The organism is Streptomyces fodineus, assembly GCF_001735805.1.
Classification (GTDB): Bacteria; Actinomycetota; Actinomycetes; order Streptomycetales; family Streptomycetaceae; genus Streptomyces; species Streptomyces fodineus.
The window spans coordinates 7292274-7315856 of record NZ_CP017248.1 but is presented as its reverse complement, the minus strand read 5'-3'; the positions used below and the strand labels follow the sequence as shown (position 1 = coordinate 7315856).

The 23583-nt window shown below is 70.3% G+C and carries 22 protein-coding genes; 11 read left to right on the top strand and 11 right to left on the bottom strand.

Features of this window, described 5'->3' with window-relative positions; translation table 11 throughout:
* Nucleotides 1-61 precede the first annotated feature (61 nt).
* Genes BFF78_RS31465 through BFF78_RS31455 form a run of 3 tightly spaced genes read left to right on the top strand, consistent with a single transcriptional unit; the run spans nucleotide 62 to nucleotide 2618 of the window.
* Nucleotides 62-946 carry an ABC transporter substrate-binding protein gene (locus BFF78_RS31465; RefSeq protein WP_069781509.1) on the top strand — a complete coding sequence of 295 codons (885 nt, stop codon included), beginning with the start codon at nucleotides 62-64 and terminating at the stop codon, nucleotides 944-946.
* Nucleotides 943-1863, top strand: coding sequence for an amino acid ABC transporter permease (locus BFF78_RS31460; protein WP_069781508.1), 921 nt, complete (start codon nucleotides 943-945; stop codon nucleotides 1861-1863). Before BFF78_RS31465 ends, BFF78_RS31460 begins: the two co-directional genes overlap by 4 nt.
* A complete protein-coding gene (locus BFF78_RS31455; RefSeq protein ID WP_069781507.1) occupies nucleotides 1860-2618 on the top strand; it encodes an amino acid ABC transporter ATP-binding protein in 759 nt (252 codons plus the stop codon). The genes BFF78_RS31460 and BFF78_RS31455 overlap by 4 nt, the downstream gene beginning before the upstream one ends.
* 9 nt (nucleotides 2619-2627) lie before the next feature.
* Here the strand turns inward: BFF78_RS31455 and aroQ are convergent, their stop codons facing one another.
* Nucleotides 2628-3101, bottom strand: a complete 474-nt coding sequence (gene aroQ, locus BFF78_RS31450; RefSeq protein WP_069781506.1) for a type II 3-dehydroquinate dehydratase — start codon at nucleotides 3099-3101, stop codon at nucleotides 2628-2630.
* Between the two features lie 207 nt (nucleotides 3102-3308).
* Here aroQ and BFF78_RS31445 point away from each other — a divergent pair, with 207 nt between their 5' ends.
* The gene (locus BFF78_RS31445; RefSeq protein ID WP_069781505.1) at nucleotides 3309-4592 is read left to right on the top strand and encodes an MFS transporter; all 1284 of its coding nucleotides are present in this window, start codon (nucleotides 3309-3311) and stop codon (nucleotides 4590-4592) included.
* Nucleotides 4593-4641: 49 nt separating this feature from the next.
* Here the strand turns inward: BFF78_RS31445 and BFF78_RS31440 are convergent, their stop codons facing one another.
* From BFF78_RS31440 to BFF78_RS31415, 6 genes are all read right to left on the bottom strand, one after another.
* Complete coding sequence (locus BFF78_RS31440) at nucleotides 4642-5742, bottom strand: calcium:cation antiporter (RefSeq protein WP_069781504.1); 1101 nt, start codon at nucleotides 5740-5742, stop codon at nucleotides 4642-4644.
* 150 nt (nucleotides 5743-5892) lie between these two features.
* On the bottom strand, nucleotides 5893-6894 hold the full coding sequence (locus BFF78_RS31435; RefSeq protein ID WP_069781503.1) for a TerC family protein: 1002 nt from the start codon (nucleotides 6892-6894) through the stop codon (nucleotides 5893-5895).
* A gap of 223 nt (nucleotides 6895-7117) precedes the next feature.
* Nucleotides 7118-9151 (bottom strand): TerD family protein, encoded by a 2034-nt coding sequence (locus BFF78_RS31430; protein WP_069781502.1) that lies wholly within the window; start codon nucleotides 9149-9151, stop codon nucleotides 7118-7120.
* A 56-nt stretch (nucleotides 9152-9207) separates the two neighbouring features.
* Complete coding sequence (locus tag BFF78_RS31425) at nucleotides 9208-9786, bottom strand: TerD family protein (RefSeq protein ID WP_069781501.1); 579 nt, start codon at nucleotides 9784-9786, stop codon at nucleotides 9208-9210.
* Between the two features lie 157 nt (nucleotides 9787-9943).
* Nucleotides 9944-12091: an excinuclease ABC subunit UvrB gene (uvrB, locus tag BFF78_RS31420; protein ID WP_069781500.1), complete on the bottom strand. Its 2148-nt coding sequence runs from the start codon at nucleotides 12089-12091 to the stop codon at nucleotides 9944-9946.
* Between the two features lie 40 nt (nucleotides 12092-12131).
* Nucleotides 12132-12998, bottom strand: a complete 867-nt coding sequence (locus tag BFF78_RS31415; protein ID WP_069781499.1) for an MHYT domain-containing protein — start codon at nucleotides 12996-12998, stop codon at nucleotides 12132-12134.
* A 282-nt stretch (nucleotides 12999-13280) separates the two neighbouring features.
* Here BFF78_RS31415 and BFF78_RS31410 point away from each other — a divergent pair, with 282 nt between their 5' ends.
* A complete protein-coding gene (locus BFF78_RS31410; RefSeq protein ID WP_069781498.1) occupies nucleotides 13281-14150 on the top strand; it encodes a glycerophosphodiester phosphodiesterase in 870 nt (289 codons plus the stop codon).
* Between the two features lie 41 nt (nucleotides 14151-14191).
* Complete coding sequence (locus BFF78_RS31405; RefSeq protein ID WP_069781497.1) at nucleotides 14192-14746, top strand: methylated-DNA--[protein]-cysteine S-methyltransferase; 555 nt, start codon at nucleotides 14192-14194, stop codon at nucleotides 14744-14746.
* Nucleotides 14747-14756: 10 nt separating this feature from the next.
* Here the strand turns inward: BFF78_RS31405 and BFF78_RS31400 are convergent, their stop codons facing one another.
* The gene (locus BFF78_RS31400; protein ID WP_069783933.1) at nucleotides 14757-15188 is read right to left on the bottom strand and encodes a VOC family protein; all 432 of its coding nucleotides are present in this window, start codon (nucleotides 15186-15188) and stop codon (nucleotides 14757-14759) included.
* A 99-nt stretch (nucleotides 15189-15287) separates the two neighbouring features.
* Between BFF78_RS31400 and BFF78_RS31395 the strand changes: the two genes are divergently transcribed.
* Together BFF78_RS31395 and BFF78_RS31390 are read left to right on the top strand one after the other, a co-directional pair.
* Nucleotides 15288-16196 carry a pseudouridine-5'-phosphate glycosidase gene (locus BFF78_RS31395; RefSeq protein WP_069781496.1) on the top strand — a complete coding sequence of 303 codons (909 nt, stop codon included), beginning with the start codon at nucleotides 15288-15290 and terminating at the stop codon, nucleotides 16194-16196.
* Nucleotides 16181-17197 carry a carbohydrate kinase family protein gene (locus BFF78_RS31390; protein ID WP_227025975.1) on the top strand — a complete coding sequence of 339 codons (1017 nt, stop codon included), beginning with the start codon at nucleotides 16181-16183 and terminating at the stop codon, nucleotides 17195-17197. The genes BFF78_RS31395 and BFF78_RS31390 overlap by 16 nt, the downstream gene beginning before the upstream one ends.
* Before the next feature lie 208 nt (nucleotides 17198-17405).
* Here the strand turns inward: BFF78_RS31390 and BFF78_RS31385 are convergent, their stop codons facing one another.
* The gene (locus BFF78_RS31385; RefSeq protein WP_069781495.1) at nucleotides 17406-18200 is read right to left on the bottom strand and encodes a methyltransferase; all 795 of its coding nucleotides are present in this window, start codon (nucleotides 18198-18200) and stop codon (nucleotides 17406-17408) included.
* A 228-nt stretch (nucleotides 18201-18428) separates the two neighbouring features.
* Here BFF78_RS31385 and corA point away from each other — a divergent pair, with 228 nt between their 5' ends.
* Nucleotides 18429-19556 (top strand): magnesium/cobalt transporter CorA, encoded by a 1128-nt coding sequence (gene corA / locus BFF78_RS31380; protein WP_069781494.1) that lies wholly within the window; start codon nucleotides 18429-18431, stop codon nucleotides 19554-19556.
* A 40-nt stretch (nucleotides 19557-19596) separates the two neighbouring features.
* Here corA and BFF78_RS31375 read toward each other — a convergent pair whose 3' ends face one another.
* Entirely contained in the window at nucleotides 19597-20238 is a 642-nt protein-coding gene (locus tag BFF78_RS31375) for a nucleoside/nucleotide kinase family protein (protein WP_418346703.1), read from the bottom strand.
* A gap of 389 nt (nucleotides 20239-20627) precedes the next feature.
* Between BFF78_RS31375 and BFF78_RS31370 the strand changes: the two genes are divergently transcribed.
* Nucleotides 20628-21323 carry a DUF2293 domain-containing protein gene (locus BFF78_RS31370; protein WP_079161559.1) on the top strand — a complete coding sequence of 232 codons (696 nt, stop codon included), beginning with the start codon at nucleotides 20628-20630 and terminating at the stop codon, nucleotides 21321-21323.
* 46 nt (nucleotides 21324-21369) lie between these two features.
* On the opposite strand, the gene BFF78_RS31365 is transcribed toward BFF78_RS31370, so the two are convergent.
* Nucleotides 21370-22572 (bottom strand): IS110 family RNA-guided transposase, encoded by a 1203-nt coding sequence (locus BFF78_RS31365; protein ID WP_069781493.1) that lies wholly within the window; start codon nucleotides 22570-22572, stop codon nucleotides 21370-21372.
* A gap of 410 nt (nucleotides 22573-22982) precedes the next feature.
* On the opposite strand from BFF78_RS31365, the gene BFF78_RS31360 reads away from it, so the two are divergent.
* Nucleotides 22983-23480, top strand: coding sequence for an anthrone oxygenase family protein (locus tag BFF78_RS31360; protein WP_069781492.1), 498 nt, complete (start codon nucleotides 22983-22985; stop codon nucleotides 23478-23480).
* Nucleotides 23481-23583: the final 103 nt, after the last annotated feature.

The following is a 23583-nucleotide window of genomic DNA, read 5'->3' as shown; positions in this document are numbered from 1 at the left end:
GTATGCGGACAGTTGCGGCCATGACCTGGACAAACGTGGGGTTCGCTGCCAATCTCCCGCCATGTACCTTGCCCCTCGCACCGTGCGCCGTGCGCTGGCCGCCGCCACCGTAGCCCTGCTCGCCACCGCTGTCGGCTGTGCTCCGCAGCCCGAGGAGAAGGCGTCGACCGCCTCGTCCGGCGCGGCCGCGAAGAGCTGCGCCAAGGGCAAGTTGGCCACCAAGACGTCCGGCAAGCTCACGATCGCGACGGACGAACCTGCTTACGAGCCCTGGTTCAAGGACGACAAGCCCGCGAACGGCAAGGGCTTCGAGTCGGCGGTCGCCTACGCCGTGGCCCGGCAGCTGGGTTACGACAGGAGCGCGGTCGGCTGGCAGAGCGTGCCGTTCAACAAGGCGTTCGCGCCCGGTGTGAAGACCTTCGACTTCGACATCAACCAGGTGTCGATCAGCGCCGAGCGCAAGAAAGCCGTCGACTTCTCCTCCGGCTACTACGACGTGCGCCAGGCCGTCATCGCCCTGAAGGGCGGCAAGGCCGCGAAGGCGAAGAGCATCGCGGACCTGAAGGACCTCAAGCTGGGCGCCCAGGTGGGCACCACGAGCCTCGACTACATCACCGACGTGGTGAAACCGAAGCAGGAGCCCGCGGCGTACGCCAAGAACGACCAGGCCAAGTCGGCGCTGCAGAACGGCCAGGTCGACGCCATCGTGGTCGACCTGCCGACCGCCTTCTACATCACCGCGGCCGAGGTGACGAATGCGAAGATCGTCGGCCAGTTCGAGAACCAGGGCGGCACTCCCGAGCAGTTCGGGCTGGTGCTGGACAAGGGCAGCGCGCTGACCTCCTGCGTGAGCGGCGCCGTCGACGCCCTGCGCAAGGACGGCACGCTGGCGAAGCTGGAGAAGCAGTGGCTCTCCGACGCCGTCGACGCTCCGGTGCTCAAGTGACGGTCCTCAAGGGCGAGTCGGCCCGGGAAGGAGCCGACGACGAGGGCGACATGACCGGCGCCGCCGGTGACGGCTACGTACCCTCCCAGCGGCGGCTGGAGCGCGAGCGCCACAAACGCGCGCGTGCCCGCCGTGCGACGGCCATCGCATCGCTCTCGACCCTGGTCACGGCCGTCGTGCTGTACCTCGTCGTCGTCAACGCGCCGGGCTGGCCGCGCGCCAAAGAGACGTTCTTCAACGCGCAGTACGCGCGCGAGGCGGTGCCGAAGGTCCTCGATGGGCTGTGGCTGAACGTCCGCCTCCTCGTGGTCTGCGGGGTCGCCGTCCTGGTCCTCGGCATGCTGATCGCGATCGCGCGCACCCTGCGTGGCCCGGTGTTCTTCCCGCTGCGCGTGCTGGCGGCGGCCTACACCGACTTCTTCCGCGGCCTTCCGCTGATCATCAACCTGATGATCGTCGTTCTGGGCGTGCCGGCCCTGCGGCTGCAAGGCGTGACGGTCGATCCGGTGCTGCTGGGCGGTACGGCACTGACGCTGACGTACTCGGCGTATGTGGCCGAGGTGTTCCGGGCCGGCATCGAGTCGATCCACCCCTCGCAGCGCGCCGCGGCCCGCTCCCTGGGCCTCACCAACCGGCAGGCCCTGCGCTACGTCGTACTCCCCCAGGCGGTACGGAGTCAGGTGCCGCCGCTGCTCAACGACCTGGTGTCGCTGCAGAAGGACACCGGTCTGGTGTCGATCGGCGGCGCGGTGGACGCCGTACGGGCGGCCGACATCATCGTGGGCCGCAGTCTGAACTACACGCCGTACATCGTCGCCGGGCTGGTGTTCGTGGCACTGACCATTCCGATGACCCGCTTCACGGACTGGGTGACGGCCCGGATGGACCGGCAGCGGGCCCAGGGAGGATCGCTATGAGCGGCGCAGACGCGCCCGTGCTGCGCATGGAGTCCGTCCGCAAGACCTTCGGCGGCTCCGTCGTACTGCGGGACGTCGGGCTGGAGGTCGCCCCGCACACGGTGACCGCGCTGATCGGCGCCTCCGGCTCGGGCAAGTCCACCCTGCTGCGCTGCGCCAACCTCCTGGAGGAGATCGACGACGGCGCGATCTGGCTGAACGGCGAGGAGATCACCGATCCCCGCGCCGACCAGGACGCGGTGCGGCGCCGGATCGGCGTGGTCTTCCAGGCGTACAACCTCTTCCCGCACATGACGGTCCTGGACAACATCACGCTCGCCCCGCGCCGGGTGCACGGCGTCTCCCGCGGCGAGGCCGAGGAGCGGGCCAGGCAGCTGCTGGAGCGCCTCGGGCTGGCCGCAAAGGCGGATTCCTACCCCGACCGGCTCAGCGGCGGTCAGCAGCAGCGTGTGGCGATCGTACGGGCGCTTGCCGCGCGGCCCCGGCTGTTGCTGCTGGACGAGATCACGGCAGCACTGGACCCCGAACTCGTGGGCGAGGTGCTGGAGGTGGTCCGGGGCCTGAAGGACGACGGCATGACCATGGTGCTGGCGACGCACGAGATGGGCTTCGCACGGGATGTCGCCGACCAGGTTTGCTTTCTGGACGGTGGCGTCGTCCTGGAGCGCGGCACCGCCGAGCAGGTCTTCGGCGACCCGCAACAGGAGCGCACGCGGCGCTTCCTGCGGCGGATCGTGGAGGCGGGCCGGCTGTAACGCCCCGGCCTACGCGCCGGTCTGAACCGCGCCCACCAGGGCGGCCACGCGCTCCACGCCGAACACGTAGCCCTGCCCTCCGCATCCGGCGATCACGCCGTCGGCGCGCAGCGAGATGTAGGAGTGGTCCCGGAACGATTCCCGCCGGTGGATGTTGGAGATGTGCACCTCCAGCACGGGCATGCCGTCACAGGTGTTGAGTGCGTCCAGAATCGCGACCGACGTGTGGGAGTAGGCGCCGGCGTTGATGACGATCCCGCAGTGGTTCAGGCGGGCCTCGTGGATCCAGTCGACCAGTTCGCCCTCGTGGTTGGACTGGCGGAAGTCCACCGTGCCGCCATGCGCGGCCGCGGCCTTCACGCACAGCGCCTCGATGTCGGCCAGCGTGTCCCTGCCGTAGACCTCGGGCTGGCGCTGGCCGAGCAGGTTCAGGTTGGGCCCGTTGAGGATCATGATCGGGGCGTTGGCCAGGGTGCGGGGCACGGTTCCTCCGGTCCGGTCGGTGCGGTACGTCGACGACCACTGCTGGCACCCGGTCTATCACGGTGACCACGGCGCACGGCGTGCCGCGCGCCAGGGGCCTCGGCGCACGCCACGGCCGCCCGATCGCCTCCACGCGCCCCGTAACCGTTGATCACAGTGGGTAGTTGACGCAGCATGCAGCCTGTACGAGCCGTAAGCGCCCCTTCGATGCCGAGACTGGCGGCGGCATCCCTGGCGGGGACCGCGATCGAGTTCTACGACTTCTTCGTCTACGGGACGGCGGCGGCTCTGGTCCTCGGGCCGCTGTTCTTCCCGACCTTCTCGCCGGTCGCGGGGACGCTGGCGGCGTTCGGGACGTTCGGCGTGGGGTTCGTGGCCCGGCCGCTGGGCTCGGTGCTCTTCGGGCACCTCGGCGACCGGCGCGGACGACGGCCGGTGCTCGTCGCCTCCTTGCTGCTCACGGGCGCCTCTACGGTCGCGGTGGGCTGTGTGCCGTCATACGGGTCGATCGGCGTCGCCGCGCCCGTCCTACTGCTCGTCCTGCGCTTCCTGCAGGGTCTCGGGCTCGGCGGGGAGTGGGGCGGAGCGGTCCTGCTGACCGCCGAGCACGCGCCCGCCGACCGGCGCGCGCTGTGGTCGAGTTTCCCTCAGGTGGGGCCCGCGTTCGGCTTCGTCCTCGCCAACGGGGTGATGCTCGCGCTGTCGGCGGCGCTAGCCGACGCGGAGTTCGCGCGATGGGGGTGGCGGGTTCCGTTCTGGGCGGCCGGGGCGCTGGCGCTCGCCGGGCTCTGGCTGCGCTCGTCGCTCGCCGAGAGCCCCCGGTTCCTGGAGATCGACGACCACGCGCGCGTGCCGTTCGTCGAGGTCGTACGGCATCACGGGCGGCTGGTGCTGCTGACGGCCGGCGCGCTGGCCATCGGGTACGCGGTGTTCTACGCGGTGACGACCTGGTCGCTGGCGTACGCGACGGAGCGGCTCGGAGTGAGCCGGACGGTGATGCTGACCTGTGTCATGGCCGCGGTGGTGGTGAACGGGGCTCTGACTCCCCTGGTGGCGCTGCTCGGCGACCGCTACGGGCGCCGGCCGATGTGTCTGACGGGGTGCGCGGCCTGCGTCCTGTGGATGCTCCCGATGGTGGCGCTGCTGGCCACCGGCCAGCCGCTGCTGATGTTCCTCGGCATTCTGGGCGCGCTGCTCGCCTTCGTCACCATGTTCGCGGTCATCGCGGCCTACCTGCCGGAGCTGTACGAGGCCCGGGTGCGCTGCACGGGCGCCGCGGTGGGCTACAACCTCGGCGGTGTGCTCGGCGGCGCGCTCACCCCGATCGTGGCCACGGTGCTCGCCGAGCGGGGCGGGCGCGTGCCGTGGGGCGTGGGCGTGTATCTGACGGGCATCGCGCTGCTCAGCCTGGTGTGCTTCGCACTGCTTCCGGAGACACGGCCGGTGCCCGTGCCGGCCGTGGAGCCGGCGGTGGAGCCGACAGTGGGCTGACCGGCCGAGGGGCCACGGGACGGCCATATGCGGACCGGATGAGCCAGGGCTAGGGGTTGATCGCCAGTTCCAGGTACGCCGCGAAGAGCACCAGGTGAACCCCGCCCTGCAGGGGTGTGGCCCGTCCTGGCACGACCGTCAGGGAGCTGACCACTACGGTCAGCGCGAGCAGCAGCATGTGGGTCGAGCCGAGGCCGAGGACGAGCGGTCCGGACAGCCAGACGGAGGCGAGCGCGACGGCCGGGATGGTCAGGCCGATGCTGGCCATGGCCGAACCGAGTGCGAGGTTGAGGCTGGTCTGCACGCGGTCTCGGCTGGCGGAACGCAGTGCGGCGATCGTCTCCGGCAACAGGACGAGCAGGGCGATGATCACACCGACGACGGCGGGGTGCAGGCCGGCCGCCTCCACACCCGACTCGATGGTGGGCGACACACCCTTGGCCAGGCCGACCACGCCGATCAGGGCCAGGCCGAGCAGGCCGAGGCTGATCCAGGCGGTGCGCGCGGACGGGGGCCGGGCATGGTCGTCGGCGGTGATGACCTCGCCCTGCCGGGTGATCGGCAGGAAGTAGTCGCGGTGGCGCACGGTCTGGGTGGCCACGAAGAGTCCGTACAGGATCAGTGAGGACAGCGCGGCGAAGGTCAGCTGTACCGAGGAGAACTCGGGTCCGGGCTTGCTGGTGGTGAAGGTCGGCAGCACCAGGCTGAGGGTGGCGAGCGTCGCCACGGTCGCCAGGGCGGCGCCGGTGCCCTCGGGGTTGAAGACCGCGGTGCCGTGCCGCAGGGAGGCCACGAGCAGACAGAGTCCGACGATGCCGTTGCAGGTGATCATCACGGCGGCGAAGACGGTGTCCCTGGCCAGGGTGGAGCTCTTGCCGCCGCCGTCGGCCATGAGGGTGACGATCAGGGCCACCTCGATGATCGTGACGGCGATGGCGAGCACCAGGGACCCGAAGGGCTCGCCGACGCGGTGGGCGACGATCTCGGCGTGATGCACCGCCGCCAGGACGGAAGCGGCGAGCACCAGGGACACCAGGGCGACGACCGTACCCGGCAGATTACGGCCCCAGGTGAAGACCAGCAGGACGACCGCGAGGGCGGGCACGAGGATCGTCCATTGCCGGGTGAACGACCGGAGCCGAGTGATCATGCCGCGATGGTCGCAGAGGCGTACAGGGTTCGCATTCCGTTCTTTTCGGATGCCTTTCACCCTTTCCGCCGCGGTGGTCGACGCCGGCGGGAGCGGGTGTCTGCTTCGCGCAGTCCCGCTCCGCCGGAGCCGTACCTGCCGCAGGCTTGGTCAGGCGTCGACGCTGTCCTTCGATGTGGCCTCGCCGTCGGTGTGCGCCGCCTCGACGGCCGCCTGCTTCCTGGTGGCCATCAGGCTGGTGATGGTGGTGACGACCAGGACCGCGCAGATCACGCCGAGGGAGACCGGGATGCTGATCTCGGGGACGTGGACGCCGGACTCGTGCAGGGCGTGGAGCACCAGCTTGACGCCGATGAAGCCGAGGATGATCGACAGGCCGTACGAGAGGTGGACCAGCTTCTTCAGCAGGCCGCCTATGAGGAAGTACAGCTGCCGCAGACCCATGAGGGCGAAGGCGTTGGCGGTGAAGACGATGTACGGGTCCTGTGTGAGACCGAAGATCGCTGGGATGGAGTCCAGGGCGAACAGGACGTCCGTGGTACCGATCGCGAGCATCACGACCAGCATCGGGGTCATGACCCGCTTGCCGTTCTGCTGGATCCACAGCTTGGTGCCGTGGTACCGGTCAGCCACACCGAACTTGTGTTCTGTGGCCTTCAGCAGCTTGTTCTCCTCGTACTCCTCGTCCTCCTTGTCCGCGCGGGCCTCCTGGACGAGCTTCCAGGCGGTCCAGATCAGGAAGGCGCCGAAGAGGTAGAACACCCAGGAGAAGCCGGCAATGATCACGGCTCCCGCGGCGATGAAGACGGCCCGCAGGACCAGGGCTATGAGCACGCCGACGAGCAGGACGCGCTGCTGGTACTGCGCAGGCACGGCGAACTTGGCCATGATCAGGACGAAGACGAAGAGGTTGTCGACGCTGAGCGACTTCTCGGTGATGAAGCCCGCGAAGAACTCACCGGCCGGCTGTCCGCCACCGAAGGCCAGGAGACCGAGGCCGAAGAGCCCGGCCAGGGCGATCCAGACGACGGTCCAGATACCGGCTTCCTTGATCGACACCTCATGAGGCTTGCGGCCGATGAAGAAATCGACCGCGATCAGGGCGGCAAGGCCCACGAGGGTCAGGACCCACAGGGTCACGGAGACTTCCACTGCACCTCCGGCATTACGTAACGGCAAACACGTCAGCGTCGTCGCTGCCGGAGGTCTCTTCCACCCGCGCCGGGCCGGCGCCCCGGGACCGGAACCGGTCCGTACTGACGAGTGCGCCGCAGTCAGGGAGTACTCCCCTCCGTACGGAAGACCATACCCCGATCACCAAGGATCGGTAAAGAGAAAAGTAAAATAAAGACCAAGTTGCCTGCTCAAAAGCCCTTTACCGGTGCTTGGTCAGGGCTCTGGCCACCTCGGTGAGGACGGTGTGCACGATCTGGCTTCCGGCCGGAACCAGCGAGGGTTCATAGGTCCAGGCGTGCCCGACCCAAGGGTCGGCGAAGTGATCGTCGGGGATGGGTGTGAGTCGCATCAGCGAACGCCACAGCGGGTCGAGCAGGGGGCCGTAGGCGGCGGCGTCCTCGCGGTCCGCCACCAGCAGAAGGTGCACACCGACGTCGGGCCCCTCGTCGGCGAGATAGCGCAGCCGGGTCACCGCCCGGTCGTCGAAACCGTGCGGGAAGTCGTTGACGATCAGCAGCTGCCGTGCGGTGTCGACATCGGCCGGCAGGGATTCGGGCGCGCCGCCGCGCAGCGCCATCTGCACCAGGTCGACCCGCCGGGTGAGCCGCTCCAGCAGCTCCGTCACCGCCGCCGCACCCGTGGCGGGGGGCGCTGCGAGCACCCCGGTCCGCGTCAGCGGGCCGAACGCCGCGGCCCCGGCGCCGGCCGGGTCGATGATCTGCACGGCGAAATCCCCCGCCGGATGGACGGCGAGCAATCGCGCCGCGAGCGCCACCGCCGCCTCCATGGCGCGGTGCCGCAGCTCGGCGGGGTCCGGGAGGCCGTCGGATGCCGCCGCCGCGCCGCTGTCGAGCCACAGGCCGCGCTCCAGCGGCAGCCTGACCAGCAGGGGGATGCGCAGCGGCAGGCTCTCGGGCAGATGGAGGTCGCCTAGGCGCAGGGCCATCGGCGGTTCGGCCGGCACGCGGTAGCCGTGCCAGACGGGGTTGTCCCAACGGGCGTAGGCGGGCGGGAGCGCGGGCTCGACCACCTCGGCCTCTGCGGTGAGCTGGGCGAGGTCGCGGTCGAGGACCGCGCGCGCCTGGTCGACCAGTTGCGTCCGGCGGGCGTGGGCCGCCTCGCGCGCGGTGTCACCAGCGGTGCCGAGCCGCCCGCGGGGGTCGGTGAGGGCCTGCTCGAGCTCCTTGTCCAGGCGGGAGTCGGCGAAGTCGACGGCGCTGCGATACGCGGCCGTCGTGCGGGCCAGGTCCTCGAACATGCCCCAGACCTGGTTGTACAGCCGCTCCTCCATCGACCATCCCACGGCGTCACCCGCGACGGGCTGCGCGGGCCGGCCTTCGGCGGCCGGAGCAGCCGGGGGTGGTGTGCCATGGGGGCGGCGCCCGGGGTGCGTGTAGTCGATGCGAGCGCCGGGCTCTTGTGGTGCCGCGCCGGGTGCCTCGGCCTCGTAAGGGCTCCGCGCGTGGTGCGAGGGCGTCGGCTCCGGTCTCTGCGGGGCGTACGAGGGCGTCGGCCCCGCCGCTTCGGACGCGGAAGCGTCCCGCGGCTCCGGCACATGGGTGTCGTACGGCGAGGAGGCCGGGGTGTCGCACCCCGTGGCGGCGGAGGTGTGGTGCGGCACGCTCGCGGAGGTGTCTCGGTGTCCGCGGGCGGCGGTGTCCTGCGGTGAGGGTGCCGGGAGTGCGTGGGCCGCCGCGGCCTCTTGGACGGCGGTCGCGAGATCGGCGGCCTCGCGTAGCCCCTGGTCGGCGAGGAGTGCCGTGAGTCCGGCCGCGTAGCCCTGGCCCACCGCGCGCACCTTCCAGGCACCCTGTCTGCGGTACAGCTCCAGGGCGCGCACGGCCGTCTCGCTGTCCAGGCCGGCCAGGGTGTAGCAGGCGAGTTCGGTGCCGTCGGGGCCCTCGACCGTGGTGTGCGGGGCGGCGACGGCACCGAACCGGAGCGGTCCTCCGGTGCCTGCGGGCAGGGCGAGGAACACGTCGACGCGGTGCACGGCTTCGGGCAGGGCGCCGAGGTCGACGGTCAGGCGGTGCTCGGTGGCGGCCTGGCGGGGCACCTCGACGCCGGGCGGAGCGGGGGCGCCGGGATGGGCCACCCACTGGGGGCCGTGCACCGTGCCGTTCTCGTCGCCGAGCGTGGCTCCGGCCAGGACCGGTGTCCCGGCCGAGATCCGGACCACCAGCCGGACCTGGGACAGCGGGTGGTTCTGTCCCCGCATCAGCTCGGCCGTCATCCCCGTCGTCCCCCTGTGTCGTTCTGTCGTGCGCCCCGCCGGTCGAGCGGGCGGTCCTACAGGTGCGGCAGGATCGCCGGCATCAGGTCCTGGAACGTGCGGCCGTTGGCCGGGGTGCCCAGGGCGGTCATCGTCCAGCCCGAGCCCGCGCGGTGCACCTTCGCCATGATCTGGGCGGTGTAGTCGCCGCCGCCGTCCAGCGTGTAGCGGGCGAGCTCCTGGCCGTTGGTCTCGTCCACGAGGCGGCAGAACGCGTTCTGCACCTCCTGGAAGGTCTGGCCCGTGAAGGAGTTCACGGTGAAGACGATCTGGTCGATGTGGACCGGGACGCGCTGCAGGTCCACGAGGATCGCCTCGTCGTCACCGCCCTGTCCGACGCCGCCGACGAGGTTGTCGCCGGTGTGGCGCACGGAGCCGTCGTCGCTCACCAGGTGGCGGAAGAAGACGACGTCGACCGGCTGCTTCTCGGCAAAGAGGACGGCGGAGGCGTCCAGGTCGATCTCGCGGGTGCGGGAACCGAACAGGCCGCGCCGCTTCGCCGCCTGCCAGCCGAGTCCCATTCGGACCGCGGTCAGGGTGGCCCCGTCCTGCTTCTCCAGGCTGATGGCCTGACCCTTGCTCAAGTTGACGGACACCGCTGATTCCCCTCTCGATGGTCCCCTGTTGGCGCGCAGTGCGCGGTTGTCAAGAACCCTACGCAGGGGCACCGACAGTGCCGAACCCCGGCCCGCGCTTTGTGTCGGTGTTGCAACACTTGGCGCATAAGTCGAGGTCCGGCAGGGTGACGAGGGCTCAGGCAAGGCCTGCTTCCCGCATCTGGCGCAGTTCCTTCTTCATCTCCGAGACCTCGTCGCGCAGCCGGGCCGCGATCTCGAACTGAAGTTCCGCGGCGGCGGCACGCATGCGTTCGGTCATCTCCTCGATCTGCTCGGCGAGTTCGGCCGCCGGGCGGTCCGTGGGGACCGTGGCTGCCGCCTTGCCCTTGGCGGCCTTGCCGGCCTTCGCGCCCTTGGCCGTCTTGTCGCCCAGCGCCGGGACGGGTGCCTTGGCGCCCTTGCCGTCCTTCGACTTGCGGTAACCGGTGCCCAGGAGCTGCTCGGTGTCGACCTCCTCGCGGGCGATCTGCGCGACGATGTCGTTGATCTTCTTGCGCAGCGGCTGCGGGTCGATGCCGTTGGCCTTGTTGTAGGCGATCTGCTTCTCCCGGCGGCGGTTGGTCTCATCGATGGCCTTCTCCATCGCCGGGGTGATCTTGTCGGCGTACATGTGGACCTGGCCTGAGACGTTGCGCGCCGCGCGGCCGATGGTCTGGATCAGCGAGGTGCCCGAGCGCAGGAAGCCCTCCTTGTCGGCGTCCAGGATGGCCACCAAGGACACCTCGGGCAGGTCGAGGCCCTCGCGCAGGAGGTTGATGCCGACCAGGACGTCGTACTCACCGGAACGCAGCTCGCGCAGCAGCTCGACGCGGCGCAGGGTGTCGACGTCGCTGTGCAGATAGCGCACCTGGATGCCGAGCTCCAGGAAGTAGTCGGTGAGGTCCTCGGCCATCTTCTTGGTGAGCGTGGTGACGAGGACGCGCTCGTCCTTCTCGGTGCGCTTGCGGATCTCGTGCACCAGGTCGTCGATCTGGCCCTCGGTGGACTTGACCACGACCTCCGGGTCGACCAGACCGGTCGGGCGGATGATCTGCTCGACGACGCCGTCGGAGCGCGACAGCTCGTACGTGCCCGGGGTGGCCGACAGGTAGACGGTCTGATCGATGCGCTCCTGGAACTCCTCCCACTTCAGCGGGCGGTTGTCGAGTGCGGAGGGCAGGCGGAAGCCGTGCTCGACGAGGGTCCGCTTGCGGGAGGCGTCGCCCTCGTACATGGCGCCGATCTGCGGGACCGTGACGTGCGACTCGTCGATGACGAGCAGGAAGTCGTCCGGGAAGTAGTCCAGCAGGGTGTTGGGCGGGGATCCGGGCGAACGGCCGTCGAAGTGCATCGAGTAGTTCTCCACGCCGGAGCAGCTGCCGATCTGGCGGAGCATCTCGATGTCGTACGTGGTACGCATCCGCAGGCGCTGGGCCTCCAGGAGCTTGCCCTGCTTCTCCAGCTCGGCCAGGCGCTCCCCCAGCTCCTTCTCGATGTCGTTGATGGCTCGCTCCATGCGCTCGGGGCCGGCGACGTAGTGCGAGGCGGGGAAGACGTACAGCTGCTGGTCGTCGCTGATGATCTCGCCGGTGAGCGGGTGCAGGGTGGACAGCGCCTCGATCTCGTCACCGAACATCTCGATGCGGACGGCCAGCTCCTCGTAGACCGGGAAGATCTCGATGGTGTCGCCGCGGACCCGGAAGGTGCCGCGGCTGAAGGCCATGTCGTTGCGCGTGTACTGGATGTCGACGAAGCGGCGCAGCAGCTCGTCCCGGTCGATCTCGTCCCCGACCCTGAGGGGGACCATCCGGTCCACGTACTCCTGCGGAGTACCGAGGCCGTAGATGCAGGACACCGAGGCGACCACGACGACATCGCGGCGGGTGAGCAGTGAGTTCGTCGCCGAGTGGCGCAGCCGCTCGACCTCCTCGTTGATCGAGGAGTCCTTCTCGATGTAGGTGTCCGACTGCGGGACGTATGCCTCGGGCTGGTAGTAGTCGTAGTACGAGACGAAGTACTCGACCGCGTTGTTCGGCAGGAGCTCGCGGAACTCGTTGGCCAGCTGGGCGGCCAGCGTCTTGTTCGGCGCCATGACGAGCGTGGGGCGCTGGAGCTTCTCGATCATCCACGCCGTGGTGGCTGACTTGCCGGTGCCGGTCGCGCCCAGCAGGACGACGTCCTTCTCACCGGCCTCGATGCGCTTGGCCAGGTCGGCGATGGCCGTCGGCTGGTCGCCGCTGGGCTGGTAGGGGCTGACGACCTCGAAGGGCGCCACCGTGCGTTCGATGTGGGAAACGGGCCGCATGTCATCCACCGTACGACCCCGCACTGACAACGGGTCCGGATCAGCGGTTCTGCGGGGCCCGGGAGAGGTGATGCTCGGGCCGGTGCTCCTCGTGGAGGGCGGGACGGCGCTGCGTGTGGGAAGCCACGGCGGTGGCCGGGACACCCGGTTTGTGCTCGACGGGCCTGCGGACCGGCCGGCCCGTGATCATCAACGGGTCGAAGATCACGACGACGCCGGCGAGGAGCAGGAAGGCGAGCGGGCCTATCAGCATCGGCGCGAGCACGGACGGCTCCGGCGCGCCGCCGGCGGTGTGGGGGGTGCCGTCGAGGTGGACGCCGAGGGCGGCCATCCCCGTGTAGTGCATGCCGCTGACCGCGAGCCCCATGACGAGGCTCGCCCCCACGCTCCACAGGAACCCCCGGACGCGTCCGGCTGCCCACAGGGCGGCGGTGGCGGCCACGACAGCTATGGCGACGGAAGCGGCGACGGTGAACGTGTTGTAGGTGAACCGCCCGTGAAAGTGCACGCCCGCCATGCCGAGGTAGTGCATCGAGGCGACGCCCAGACCGGTGATCGTGCCGCCGGTGAACAGAGCGGTGCCGGTGGCGCCCCGGTAGCCGACGATGAAGATCCCGACACCGACCATGACGACGGCCAGGGCAAGGCTGGCGTAGGTGATCGGCTTGTCGTAGTGGATCGGTGTCTCCTTGATGGCGAAGCCCATCATGGCGACGAAGTGCATGGTCCATATGCCGGAACCGATCGCGGCCGAGCCGAGGGCCAGCCAGGCGGGCCGCCAGGAGTGCGTGACCAGCAGGGACCGGGTGGTGCAGCGCAGGCCGAGGGCGCCACCGAGGCAGGCCATCAGATAGGCCACCACTGGGGTGACGGCCCCGTAGCTGAATCCGTCGACCGTGCCTTGCATCCGCGGCTGCCCTCCCGCCTTCTTGCGTCCCGGAATCGTTGAAATGTCCCCCCGGCCCAGGACCGCGCGGCGGTCAGGGTTGTCGCAGAGAGTATGACCCCCACCGGTAGGGTCGAACGATTTTCCGGCAAAGAAACACGGCCTTGCCTCAGTTGTGCGGTAGCGGTGAGCGGACTTGGAGGTCTCCATTGAGTCTGTGGCCATCGTGCGCCCGGGCGCCGTTGACCGACTGCTGTAAGTCTGATAACTGTCCGTATTCGCTCGACCAGCGAGGAGTCTGCATTGCACGCGCGCGTAGTTGCCGTCGCGGCCGCCGTGGTCCTGGGGGTGGCGGCCCTGCTGAGCCCGACCTCGGACGCCCGGGCCGGCGACGTCGGTGAGACCACGGTGATCGCCCACCGGGGTGCGTCCGCCTACGCTCCCGAGAACACCCTGGCCTCGATCGACAAGGCCGCACAGCTGGGCTTCTCCTGGGTCGAGAACGACGTCCAGCGCACCAAGGACGGCGAGCTGGTCGTCATCCATGACGACAGCCTGAAGCGCACCACGAACGTCGAGCAGGTCTTCCCCGGGCGGGCGCCGTGGAAGGTGAAGGACTTCACCGCCGCCGAGATCAAGCGCCTGGACGCGGGCAGCTGGTACTCCCCCGCCTACACGGGCACGCGCGTGCCGACGCTGAAGGACTACATGCGCCGGATCGAGCACAACCACGAGAAGCTACTCCTGGAGATCAAGAACCCGGAGCTCTATCCAGGCATCGAGCAGCAGACCCTGAAGCTCCTGGGCAACGAGGGCTGGCTGGACCAGAAGCATCTGAGGCGGCTGATCGTGCAGAGTTTCAGCGCCGACAGCATCCGGACCGTGCACAACCTGAGGCCCGCGATCACCACCGCCTACCTCGGCTCCCCCACCGTGACGAAGCTGCACGAGTACGCGCGTTTCACCGACCTCGTCAATCCGTCGTACGCCATGCTCTCGATGGGGTACGTCTCGGCCGTGCACTCCTTCGACGGTCCGCACGGCAGGCCACTCAGAGTGTTCGCCTGGACGGTGAACGACGCGGCCACCGCACGCCGGGTCGCGGGCTATGGCGTCGACGGGATCATCACCAACAAGCCGGACATGGTGCGGACGGCGCTGCGTTCGAACTGAGCGGGGCGGGCGTTGTCAGTGGCGGGCCGTACCGTGGGCGCATGGACAGCCATGGGCAGGATGAGCAGCGGGCCGTGTGGGCCGTGGTGGACACGGACATCGGTCCGCTGATGCTGGCGGCGACCCGTGACGGCCTGGTCAACGTGGTCTTCCACGCCACGGACGCGGTGCGCGAGCGCGCCCTGGAGCGGCTGGCGGCCCGGCTGGGCACCGCTGCCGTCGAAGATCCGCACGCGCCGCTGCTGGCAGAGGCGATACGCCAGCTGCGGGCGTACTTCGCGGGCGAGCGGCACGACTTCGACCTGCCGCTGGACTGGTCGCTGATCTCCGGCTTCAACCGGCAGGTGCTGCGCGAGCTGGCGGCCGGTGTGCCGTACGGCTCGGTGGTCGGGTACGGCGATCTCGCCGGGCGTGTCGGGCAGCCCGGCGGAGCGCAGGCGGTCGGCGCGGCGATGGGCGCCAATCCGCTGCCGGTGGTCGTGCCGTGCCACCGGGTGGTGGAGAGCGACGGCGGCATCGGCGGCTTCGGGGGCGGGCTCGAGACCAAACGCAAGCTGCTCGCGCTGGAGGGGGTGCTGCCCGAGCCGCTGTTCTGACCGGATCCGGCTACTCGTCGTAGTGCCGGGCCTCGAAGACGTTGCCGTCGCGGTCGCGGAAGTAGAAGCTGCGTGTGGCGTTGCCGCGGGCACCAGAGAGGTCGTGGTCGATGCCCGAGATGGCGACATCATGCTCCGCGAGGCGGGTACGGAGCGCGTCGAAGGCGTCGGCCGGCAGGGACAGACAGATGTGGTTGACGGGGTGACCTGCGCTTTCGGCGGCGCCCGGCACCATCTTCATACGCGCGGCCAAGGTGAGTGGGGCGAGGTCGAGGATGGTCTCCTCGTTGATGCGCACCGAGGGGAAGGCCACCTTCCCCTCGGCGAACTCGGTGACATTGATCGGCTCCAGACCGACGGCCTCCTCGTAGAAGCCGGCCGCGGCGACCGGATCGGCCACCCACAGGACGACGTGGTCGAGACGCGTGCTGTTCTTCGTCATGCGGCCCAGACTGGTGGCGTCCCCCACAGGCCGCAAGCGTTTAGCGGCGGCCGGCTCCCGCCAGAGATGAGGAAAGGCGACGGACAGGAGGCGGTGCGCGTGGTGCTGGTGGTGTCGGAAGAGGTCCGGGAAGCGATCGACGCACGGCGGCCGGTGGTCGCCCTGGAGTCCACGATCATCGCGCACGGGCTGCCCCGCCCCCGCAATCTGCAGGTGGCGCTGGAGCTGGAGAACGCGGTGCGCCGGGAGGGCACCATACCGGCGACCATCGCCGTGCTCGACGGCCGCCCCCATGTCGGCCTGGACAAGGAGCAGTTGGAGCGGATCGCGAACGAGGACGGCATCCGCAAGCTCGGCCACCGCGATCTGCCGCTCGCCGTGGCAGCGGGCGCGAGCGGGGCGACCACGGTGTCGGCGACGGCCCAGCTGGCCTCGCTCGCCGGCATCCGGGTGTTCGCCACCGGCGGGCTGGGCGGTGTGCACCGGGAGTGGACGACGACCCAGGACGAGTCGGCCGACCTGGGGCTGCTGGCACGCACCCGAATCACGGTGGTCTGCGCGGGCGTGAAGTCGATCCTGGACGTGCCGGCGACCCTGCAGCGGCTGGAGACGCTGGGCGTGGCCGTCGCCGGGTACGGCACGGACCGGTTCCCGGGCTTCTATCTGGCCGACTCGGGGCATCCGGTCGAGTGGACACTGGACACCCCGGAGCAGGTCGCGGAGGTCATGCGGGCCCAGGACGCGCTCGACGCGCCGGAGTCGGCGCTGATCGTCGCCCAGCCCGTCCCCGAGGCGGAACAGCTCGATCCCGCGCTGCACGCACGCGTACTGGCCGACGCACTGCGCGCCTGCGCGGACCAGGGCGTCACCGGGCAGGCGGTGACCCCGTTCCTGCTGGACTACCTGGTCCGGCACACCGAGGGCGCCTCACTGAGCGCCAATCTGGCGGCCGTGCGTGGCAACGTACGGCTGGCGGCACGGATCGCCACGGCGTGGACCAAGGGGTGACCGCGGGCCGGGACGGGGCCCTGCTGGTCGTCGGCGACGTGGTCACGGATGTGGTCGCCCGGCACCGGGGACCGCTCGCGGCCGGCACGGACACGGCCGCCGCGATCCGGACCGTGCCGGGCGGCGCGGGCGCGAACGTGGCCTGCTGGGCCGTGCACACGGGCTGTGCGGACGTACGGCTGCTCGGGCGGGTGGGCGCGGACGCGGCCGCGTGGCACGAGCGTGAGCTGGTCGCGGCCGGTGTGCGCTCCCTGCTGGTGGTCGATCCGACGGCAGCGACCGGGACGGTGATCTGCCTCGTCGACACGGGTGCGGCGGCGGAGCGGACGTTCCTGACGGACAGCGGGGCATCTCTGCGGCTCGAACCCGCCGACTGGTCGGACGCGTTGCTCGACGGTGTCGCCCGGCTGCATCTGTCGGGCTATCTGCTGTTCACGGAGCCGAGCCGGGAGCTCGCGCGGACGGCGCTCGCGGCGGCACGCGCGCGTGGCGTTCCGGTCAGCCTGGATCCGGCGTCGGCCGGCTTCCTGGTGCGGCTGGGGGTGGACCGGTTCCTGGCGTTCGCGGAAGGGCTGGACGTATTGCTGCCCAGCCGGGACGAGGCGTGTCTGCTGACGGGGCTGCCGGATCCGGCGGACGCGACCGCCAAACTGAGCCGTCTCGTTCCACTGGTGGTGACCAAGGCCGGGGCGGACGGCGCGCTGGTGGCCCGTACCGGCGGCACGCCGGCCAGGATCCCGGCGACACCGGCGGTCCCCCGGGACACCACGGGCGCCGGTGACGCCTTCACCGGAGCGTTCCTCGCCGCTCTACTCACCGGCGCGGACCCTCAGGAGGCGGCGGCACGGGGCTGCCGGGCGGGCGCCGAGGCCGTGGAACGGGTGGGAGGCAGACCACCGCATCCAGGGAGCGACGGCCCGCCGACTGCCGGCACCATGGGCACCCGGTCGGCTACGGCTCGACCTGCCCGGCAGCACGAACGGCCAGGTCGAAGCAGCTGAATCGGCGCGGCACAGCCGCCGGCGCCCTGCCGTCGGACTCCCGCCGTCCGTCCGGAGACCGGGCCGCGCGCCCGCCGCGTTGAGGTGCCCCGGGCGGGCCCTGTTCGAGGGTGGGGACGGTGGTGTCCGCCGCAGGCTGGGATCCCCGGCCAAAGGTTTGATGCCGTGGCGACGGCCCGCTCGGCCCCGTCGTCCGGCACCACGGGCCCTAGTCCTTCCTCCCCCACACCGAGATCATCGGTGCGGTGGCCAGGTCCATGCCGCCGGCCTCGACGTTGGCCAGGTGCTGGTCGATGTCCTCGTCGGTGGCGAGCCCGGCGGTGACGAGCCGGTCCCGGACCTGACGGACCGTCGCGGCCTCCAGGGCGGTGCAGGCGGGCGACGTCACCGGGAAATACGCATCGGCCTCCACCTCGCTCAGGCCGGCCTCGCGGAGCAGACGCGGGAGTTTACGGCCGTACGACAGATCGGCGCCGCGTTCGGCGAGCAGCTTGCGGAAGCCCTGGCGCAGCCGGTTGGCCAGCCGTTGCTCCGGGCCGTACTCGTCGGGGCAGATCAGGGGCTGGAGGGCTGGGTCGGCGTCCTCGACCAGGAGCCTTCCGCCGGGCCGCAGGGCTTGGATCATGGAGCGCAACGCCCTTTCCCGGTCCGGGACATGGACGAGGACGAGCCGGGCGTGGACCAAGTCGAAACCCTCACCCGGCGGTTCCTCGACGCCCACGTCGTGGACCCGGACCTCCACCGGCGGCCGAGCCGCGGCGACGATCCTCGAGGTGTCGATGTCGGTCGCGACCACCTCGCCGGCCGGACCGACCTTCCCGGCGAGCCAGGACACCACCGAGGTGCCGCCGGCCCCGACTTCCCAGCAGCGCCAGCCTGGTCCGATGCCGAGCGCCTCAAGGTGCCGGAAGGTCGTGGGGTCGAAGAGCGTGGCGAAGGCGTCGAAGCGCTGTCCCGCCTCGTCCTGCCGGTTGTCCAGGAGGTACCCGTCGGATGGCGTCATACCAGGATCATCCCAGTCACCCGGCTCGTCCGGGCCGGCCGATCCTCCGGACACCGGCCTGCGACGGGACCGGCACCGGCACCGGGACAACCGCTGCTCCGTCCACAGGCGGGAACCAAGCGGAACATCCCGTTCCCACAGGCTTACCCCCGCTTTGCCCTCGGCTGGCAGACTTGCGGAGCAAGGCGCGACAGCGTTGCGTAAGGAGATCCAGACGAGGAGATCCAGATGTCCATGGCGGGGAATCTGCGGAAGGTCACAGGGCTGAGCAGGGTCGGCGGCCTGCGCAAGGTGGCGCGGCTGGCCCGGCGACGGCCGCGCGTGGACCTGAGCCATCCCGCCAGGTCACCGCTGGGCTCATCGGTGGTCAACTGCGTGACGTACCAGGACGGCGTGCGTGTGCCGCAGTGCACGGACCTGGTCGACGCCGTGCGGATGGTCCGCAAGACCGGCGAGGGGTTCGTCTGGCTGGGGCTGCACGAGCCGACGGACCGTGAGTTCGCGGGCATCGCCGAGCTGTTCGACCTGCATCCGCTGGCGGTGGAGGACGCGGTCGAGGCCCATCAGCGCCCGAAGCTGGAGCACTACGGGGACACGCTCTTCGCGGTGTTCAAGACCGTCTGCTATGTGGAGCACGAGAAACTGACGGCGACCAGCGAGGTCGTGAACACCGGCGAGATCATGGTGTTCGTCGGTAAGGACTTCGTCATCACGGTCCGGCACGGCCGGCACGGCTCACTGGGTCCCCTGCGCGAGGAGCTGGAGGCACATCCGTACCAACTCTCGAAAGGCCCGGCGGCGGTGCTGCACGCGATCGCCGACCACGTCGTCGACGACTACCTGAACGTCACGGACGCGGTGCAGGCCGACATCGACCAGGTCGAGACGGAGGTGTTCTCGGAGAACGGCGCGCGGCTCGACCCCGGCCGCATCTACCAGATGAAGCGTGAACTGCTGGAGCTGAAGCGGGCGGTGGTGCCGCTGGGCCGCCCGGTGGAGGACCTGGCCACCCGGCCCATACGGGTCGTCGCCCCGGAGATACAGGCCTACTTCCGGGACGTGCTCGACCACCTGATCCGGGCCAAGGAGCAGATCGCCGCGTTCGACGAACTGCTCAACTCGATCCTGCAGGCCCACCTCGCGCAAGTGACCGTCGCACAGAACGAGGACATGCGGAAGATCACGGCCTGGGCCGCGGTGATCGCCGTGCCGACAATGGTGTGCGGCGTGTACGGCATGAACTTCGACCACATGCCGGAGCTTCACTGGCGGTTCGGCTATCCGCTGGTCATGGTCGTCATGGCGGGGGCGTGCCTGGTGCTGTACCGGGGTTTCCGGCGCAACGGCTGGCTCTGAGCCGCAGCCGGACCACAGACACGTGGCCTGGCCATTCGGATCAGCCGCTCCAGGCGGGATGGCGTGGATCGTCGGCGCGTACCAGGACGTCCGCCGTGCCGGCCGGATCGGTCTCGGACTCGTAGCGTTCGAAAGCGGGGAGCGTCCAATGATCGGTCTCGGGGGTGCGGCGACGCAGGGCGCCCGGGGTGAGGAGGAGGTGCACGGTCAGGTCGAAGGGGAACCAGTGGCGCAGCAGAAGGGGTCCGTGGAGCAACAGGATCGCGCCGGGCGGGAGTTGGACATAGGGGCTGCGAGTGGCCCGGTCCGTGGCCGGGTCCCATAGGTCGGGCAGGATGCGCCCGGTGCCGCCGGGATCGAGCGGGCCGAAGACCTCGCGCCACAGGGCGCCGGTGTCGAACCATCCGCCGTAGTACGACTCCGCGTCCCGCCGCCCGTGTTCCAGGCGCAGCGAGGCAGGACGAAGGAAACCCTGGGCGCCGACCACGAGCGAGGGCCGGCCGCGCACCCGCAGCGCCTCCCCGACCCGTTCGGCCAGGTCGCCGGGCCGGGCGGCCGGGGCGCCGTCGAAGCCGACACGGGGCCAGGCGCTGCCGTCGGCCGGCTGCAGACCGGCCAGCCGGTCGGCGAGCAGCGCGGCGAGCCGGTCCCAGGTGATCGCTTCGAGTCGCACAGGGCCCATGATGCCGGGTGCCGTAGAGCGAGGTGACGGCACCGGCCCGGTGAGGGGCCGGCAGGCGCAGAGCAAGGAGGTCAGCTGTGGTCCTCGGCTGCTCGACCGGCCGCCGAGCACCGCCGGGAAATGGGTCACGCTCCAAGTGCGGGCCCGTCGAGGAGGGGGCAGGGTGCGAGAAGGGGGCCCGAGTACGGTCCGAGTGGGGTGAGGGCGTACTCGATGCGGGGCGGATGTTCGTCGTGGGCGGTGGTGGACGAGATCCAGGCTCCGGTGCGGCACCGTACGCGCGTGTCGATGTTCAACGTCCGCAGCTGAGAGGAGAACCGCGTGCGAAAGGAGGAGCAGGAGTAGGCAGAGCGTGGGAGGCCCGAGCGGCGACGGGGAAAGGACCGCATATGGCACTTCCCTCAACTCCCCACTCCCCCAGTCGACTTGTCGTCATCCAGGCGTCGAAGCCCAAGCGCTGCGCCGCGTGCCGGCGCGGCCCGCTGTCACTGCTGGTGCTGGAGGACGGGGCACCACGCTGCCTCGACTGCGCCGACCTCGGGCACCTGGTGTTCCTGCCGCGTGGGGACACCGCGCTGACCCGCAGGTCCAGGGAGGAGAGCGGGCTGTCGGTCGTGGTGGTGCGGTTCAACCGGCGCAAGAGCCGGTACGAGCGACAGGGCGTGCTCGTCGAGGAGGCGGCGCTGGCCCGGGCCGAGGCCCGCTGTCTGGCGGACGCGGAGGCACGGCGCCGGCGGCGGGCACGGGACGCGCGGCACCGGGCGGCGGAGGACGAGCGGTTCGCCTCAGCGTTCGCGGCCGAGATCCTCCGGCTGTTTCCCGGCTGCCCTGCCGATCGCGCGCGGGCCATCGCGGCCCACGCGTCCGCTCGGGGCAGTGGGCGGGTCGGGCGGAGCGCGGCCGGGCGGGCCCTGTCGGAGGGGGCGGTGATCTCGGCGGTCGTGGCAGCCGTACGGCACGTGGACACGCCGTACGACCAACTGCTGATGAGCGGGGTGTCACGGTACGAGGCGCGGAGGCGGATCGCCCCGGCTGTGGAGAGCGTGCTGCAGGTGTGGCAGGACGCCGGTTCGGATGTGGGCTGAGAGCGGAAGAGGGGGGGAGGGGGGGAGGGTGCCTCTATGTCTTTCGTCAAGCGAGGCGTGGGGTTCTGGGTTCGTAGAAGGTGCCGTCGCGGAGCATGGCGAACAGCACGTTGATCCGCTGGCGGGCCAGACGGAGGAGGGCCTGGGTGTGGGTCTTCCCGCGGGCCCGGCATCGGTCGTAGTAGGTGCGGGAGGCGGGATCGTGCAGGGCGGCGAACGCGGGCAGGAACATCGCCCGCTTGAGTTGCCGGTTGCCGCCTCTGGGCGCGTGTTCGCCGTGGATCGAGGTTCCCGATGACTTGGTGGTCGGGGCGAGGCCGGCGTAGGAGGCCAGGTGGGCGGCGGTGGGGAAGCTGGTGCCGTCGCCGACGGTGACCAGCAAGGTGGCGGCGGTCCTGACCGCGACCCCCGGAATCGAGGTCAGGACCGCGGAAAGAGGGTGAGCCTCCAGCAGCTGTCCGATCTGTGCTTCCAGGGCTCGTCGCTGTTCGTGGACGGCCGCGAGCGAACGGGCCAGTGACGGGATCACCAGGTCGAGGGTGCCGGTGCCCGGGACCACGACGGTCTGCTCGTCGAGCGCGTCGAAGACCTCGTCGATCAGCCGGGCGGCCATGCGCGGGGCCTTGGGCCGGATCACCTCAACGAGCTTGCGGCGACCGGCCTTTCGCAGGCTGGCTGGGGATCCGTAGCGTTCCAGCAGCCAGGTCACGGCGGGGTGGTCCAGGCGCGGGCCGAGGACGCGTTCCAGGCTGGGGTGGAACTGGGTGAGCAGGCCGCGTATCCGGTTGGAGGTGCGGGTCGCCTCGGCCGCCAGGTCCTGGTCGAAGCCCACCAGCACGGTCAGCTCGGCGGTGATCTCGTCGGTCAGCTGGAGCGAGCGCAGGGTGTGCGGCATGGTCCGGGCCGCGTCCGCGATCACCGCGGCGTCCTTCGCGTCGGTCTTCGCCTCGCCCGGGTAGAGATCGGCGATCCGCCGCATGGACAAGCCGGGCAGGTAGGCGACCTTGCAGCCGGCGGCCCGGGCGACCGTCAGGGGCAGGGCTCCGATCGAGGCGGGCTGATCCACGATCACCAGCACAGTGCCGAACTTCGCGGCCAGCTTGTCGAAGACGGCCCGCAGCTTCGGCTCGCTGTTGGGCAGCTGCTTGTCGAAGACCTTCTTCCCGGCCGGGGTCAGCCCGTGCCCGTGATGGGCGCTCTTGCCGACGTCCAGGCCGAGGAAGACGCCCACGTCGTCGATGTCGTCCAACCCATCCTCCTGAGCGGGGTTCGTGCGGTGCTGGCCAGGGCGTTGGCGTCGTATGCGCGCATCCACGTTATGCAGACCTGCCGCCCGCAAGCGGCCGGGCGTTGCGCCGGGCCAGGCGGTAGTCGGACCTCTCATCAGCGTCTCCAACGGCGCCTCTCGGGCCCGGTGGCACCACCCCCCAGGTCATGCTTTCGACAGGGGGGACCAGCCATGCCGGGCCCGGAGGCCAGCGGTCCTCTTGCAGGACCGCGAAGAAGATAACGGGGGAAGGGGGATGAGGCAGAGGGAAGACGCTCGCGCATGATGTCGCGTTCCTCGACCATGGCCGGCGCCATTTCCCGAGCATTCACTGGGAGCGATGATGATGCCGGGCCCGGACGGGGCGGAACGAGACGGGATGGGGCGTGGAAATGATCGGCGGGCCGTTCTTCGTGCTGGTCGTGGTGGGGATTCTCGGCACCGGGCTGATGGCCGGGGTCTTCTGTGCCTTCTCGGCCTTCGTGATGCGGGGGCTCGCCGCATTGCCACCCGCGCAGGGCGTCGCGGCGATGAACGCGATCAACGGCGCCGCGGTGGGGGCTGCCTTCATGACGGTGTTCATGGGCGCTGCGGTGCTGAGCGCGATGATCGCGGTGGTGACGTTCGTGGTGTGGCCGGACGCTGGGAAGCTCGAACTGCTGCTGGGCAGCGCGCTGTACCTCTTCGGCTCGTTCGGGGTGACGGTGACGGCGAACATCCCCCGCAACGGCAAGCTGGGCCGGCTGACCCCGGGCGCTCCCGAGGCCGCCGTGTACTGGCCGGCGTACGTGCGCGAGTGGATGTTCTGGAACCATGTCCGGGCCGTGTCCGCCACCGCGGCCACCCTGCTCTACGTCCTGGCGCTCACGTGGTCTCCGTCGGGCCCTTGAGCTGACCGGGGCCTGACAAGCCAGAGGCCCCCTGACCCTGTCCTGCCCGACCCTCCCCTGACCCACCTCTGGCAGCGCCCTGACGTCTCCCTGACTGCTCCCT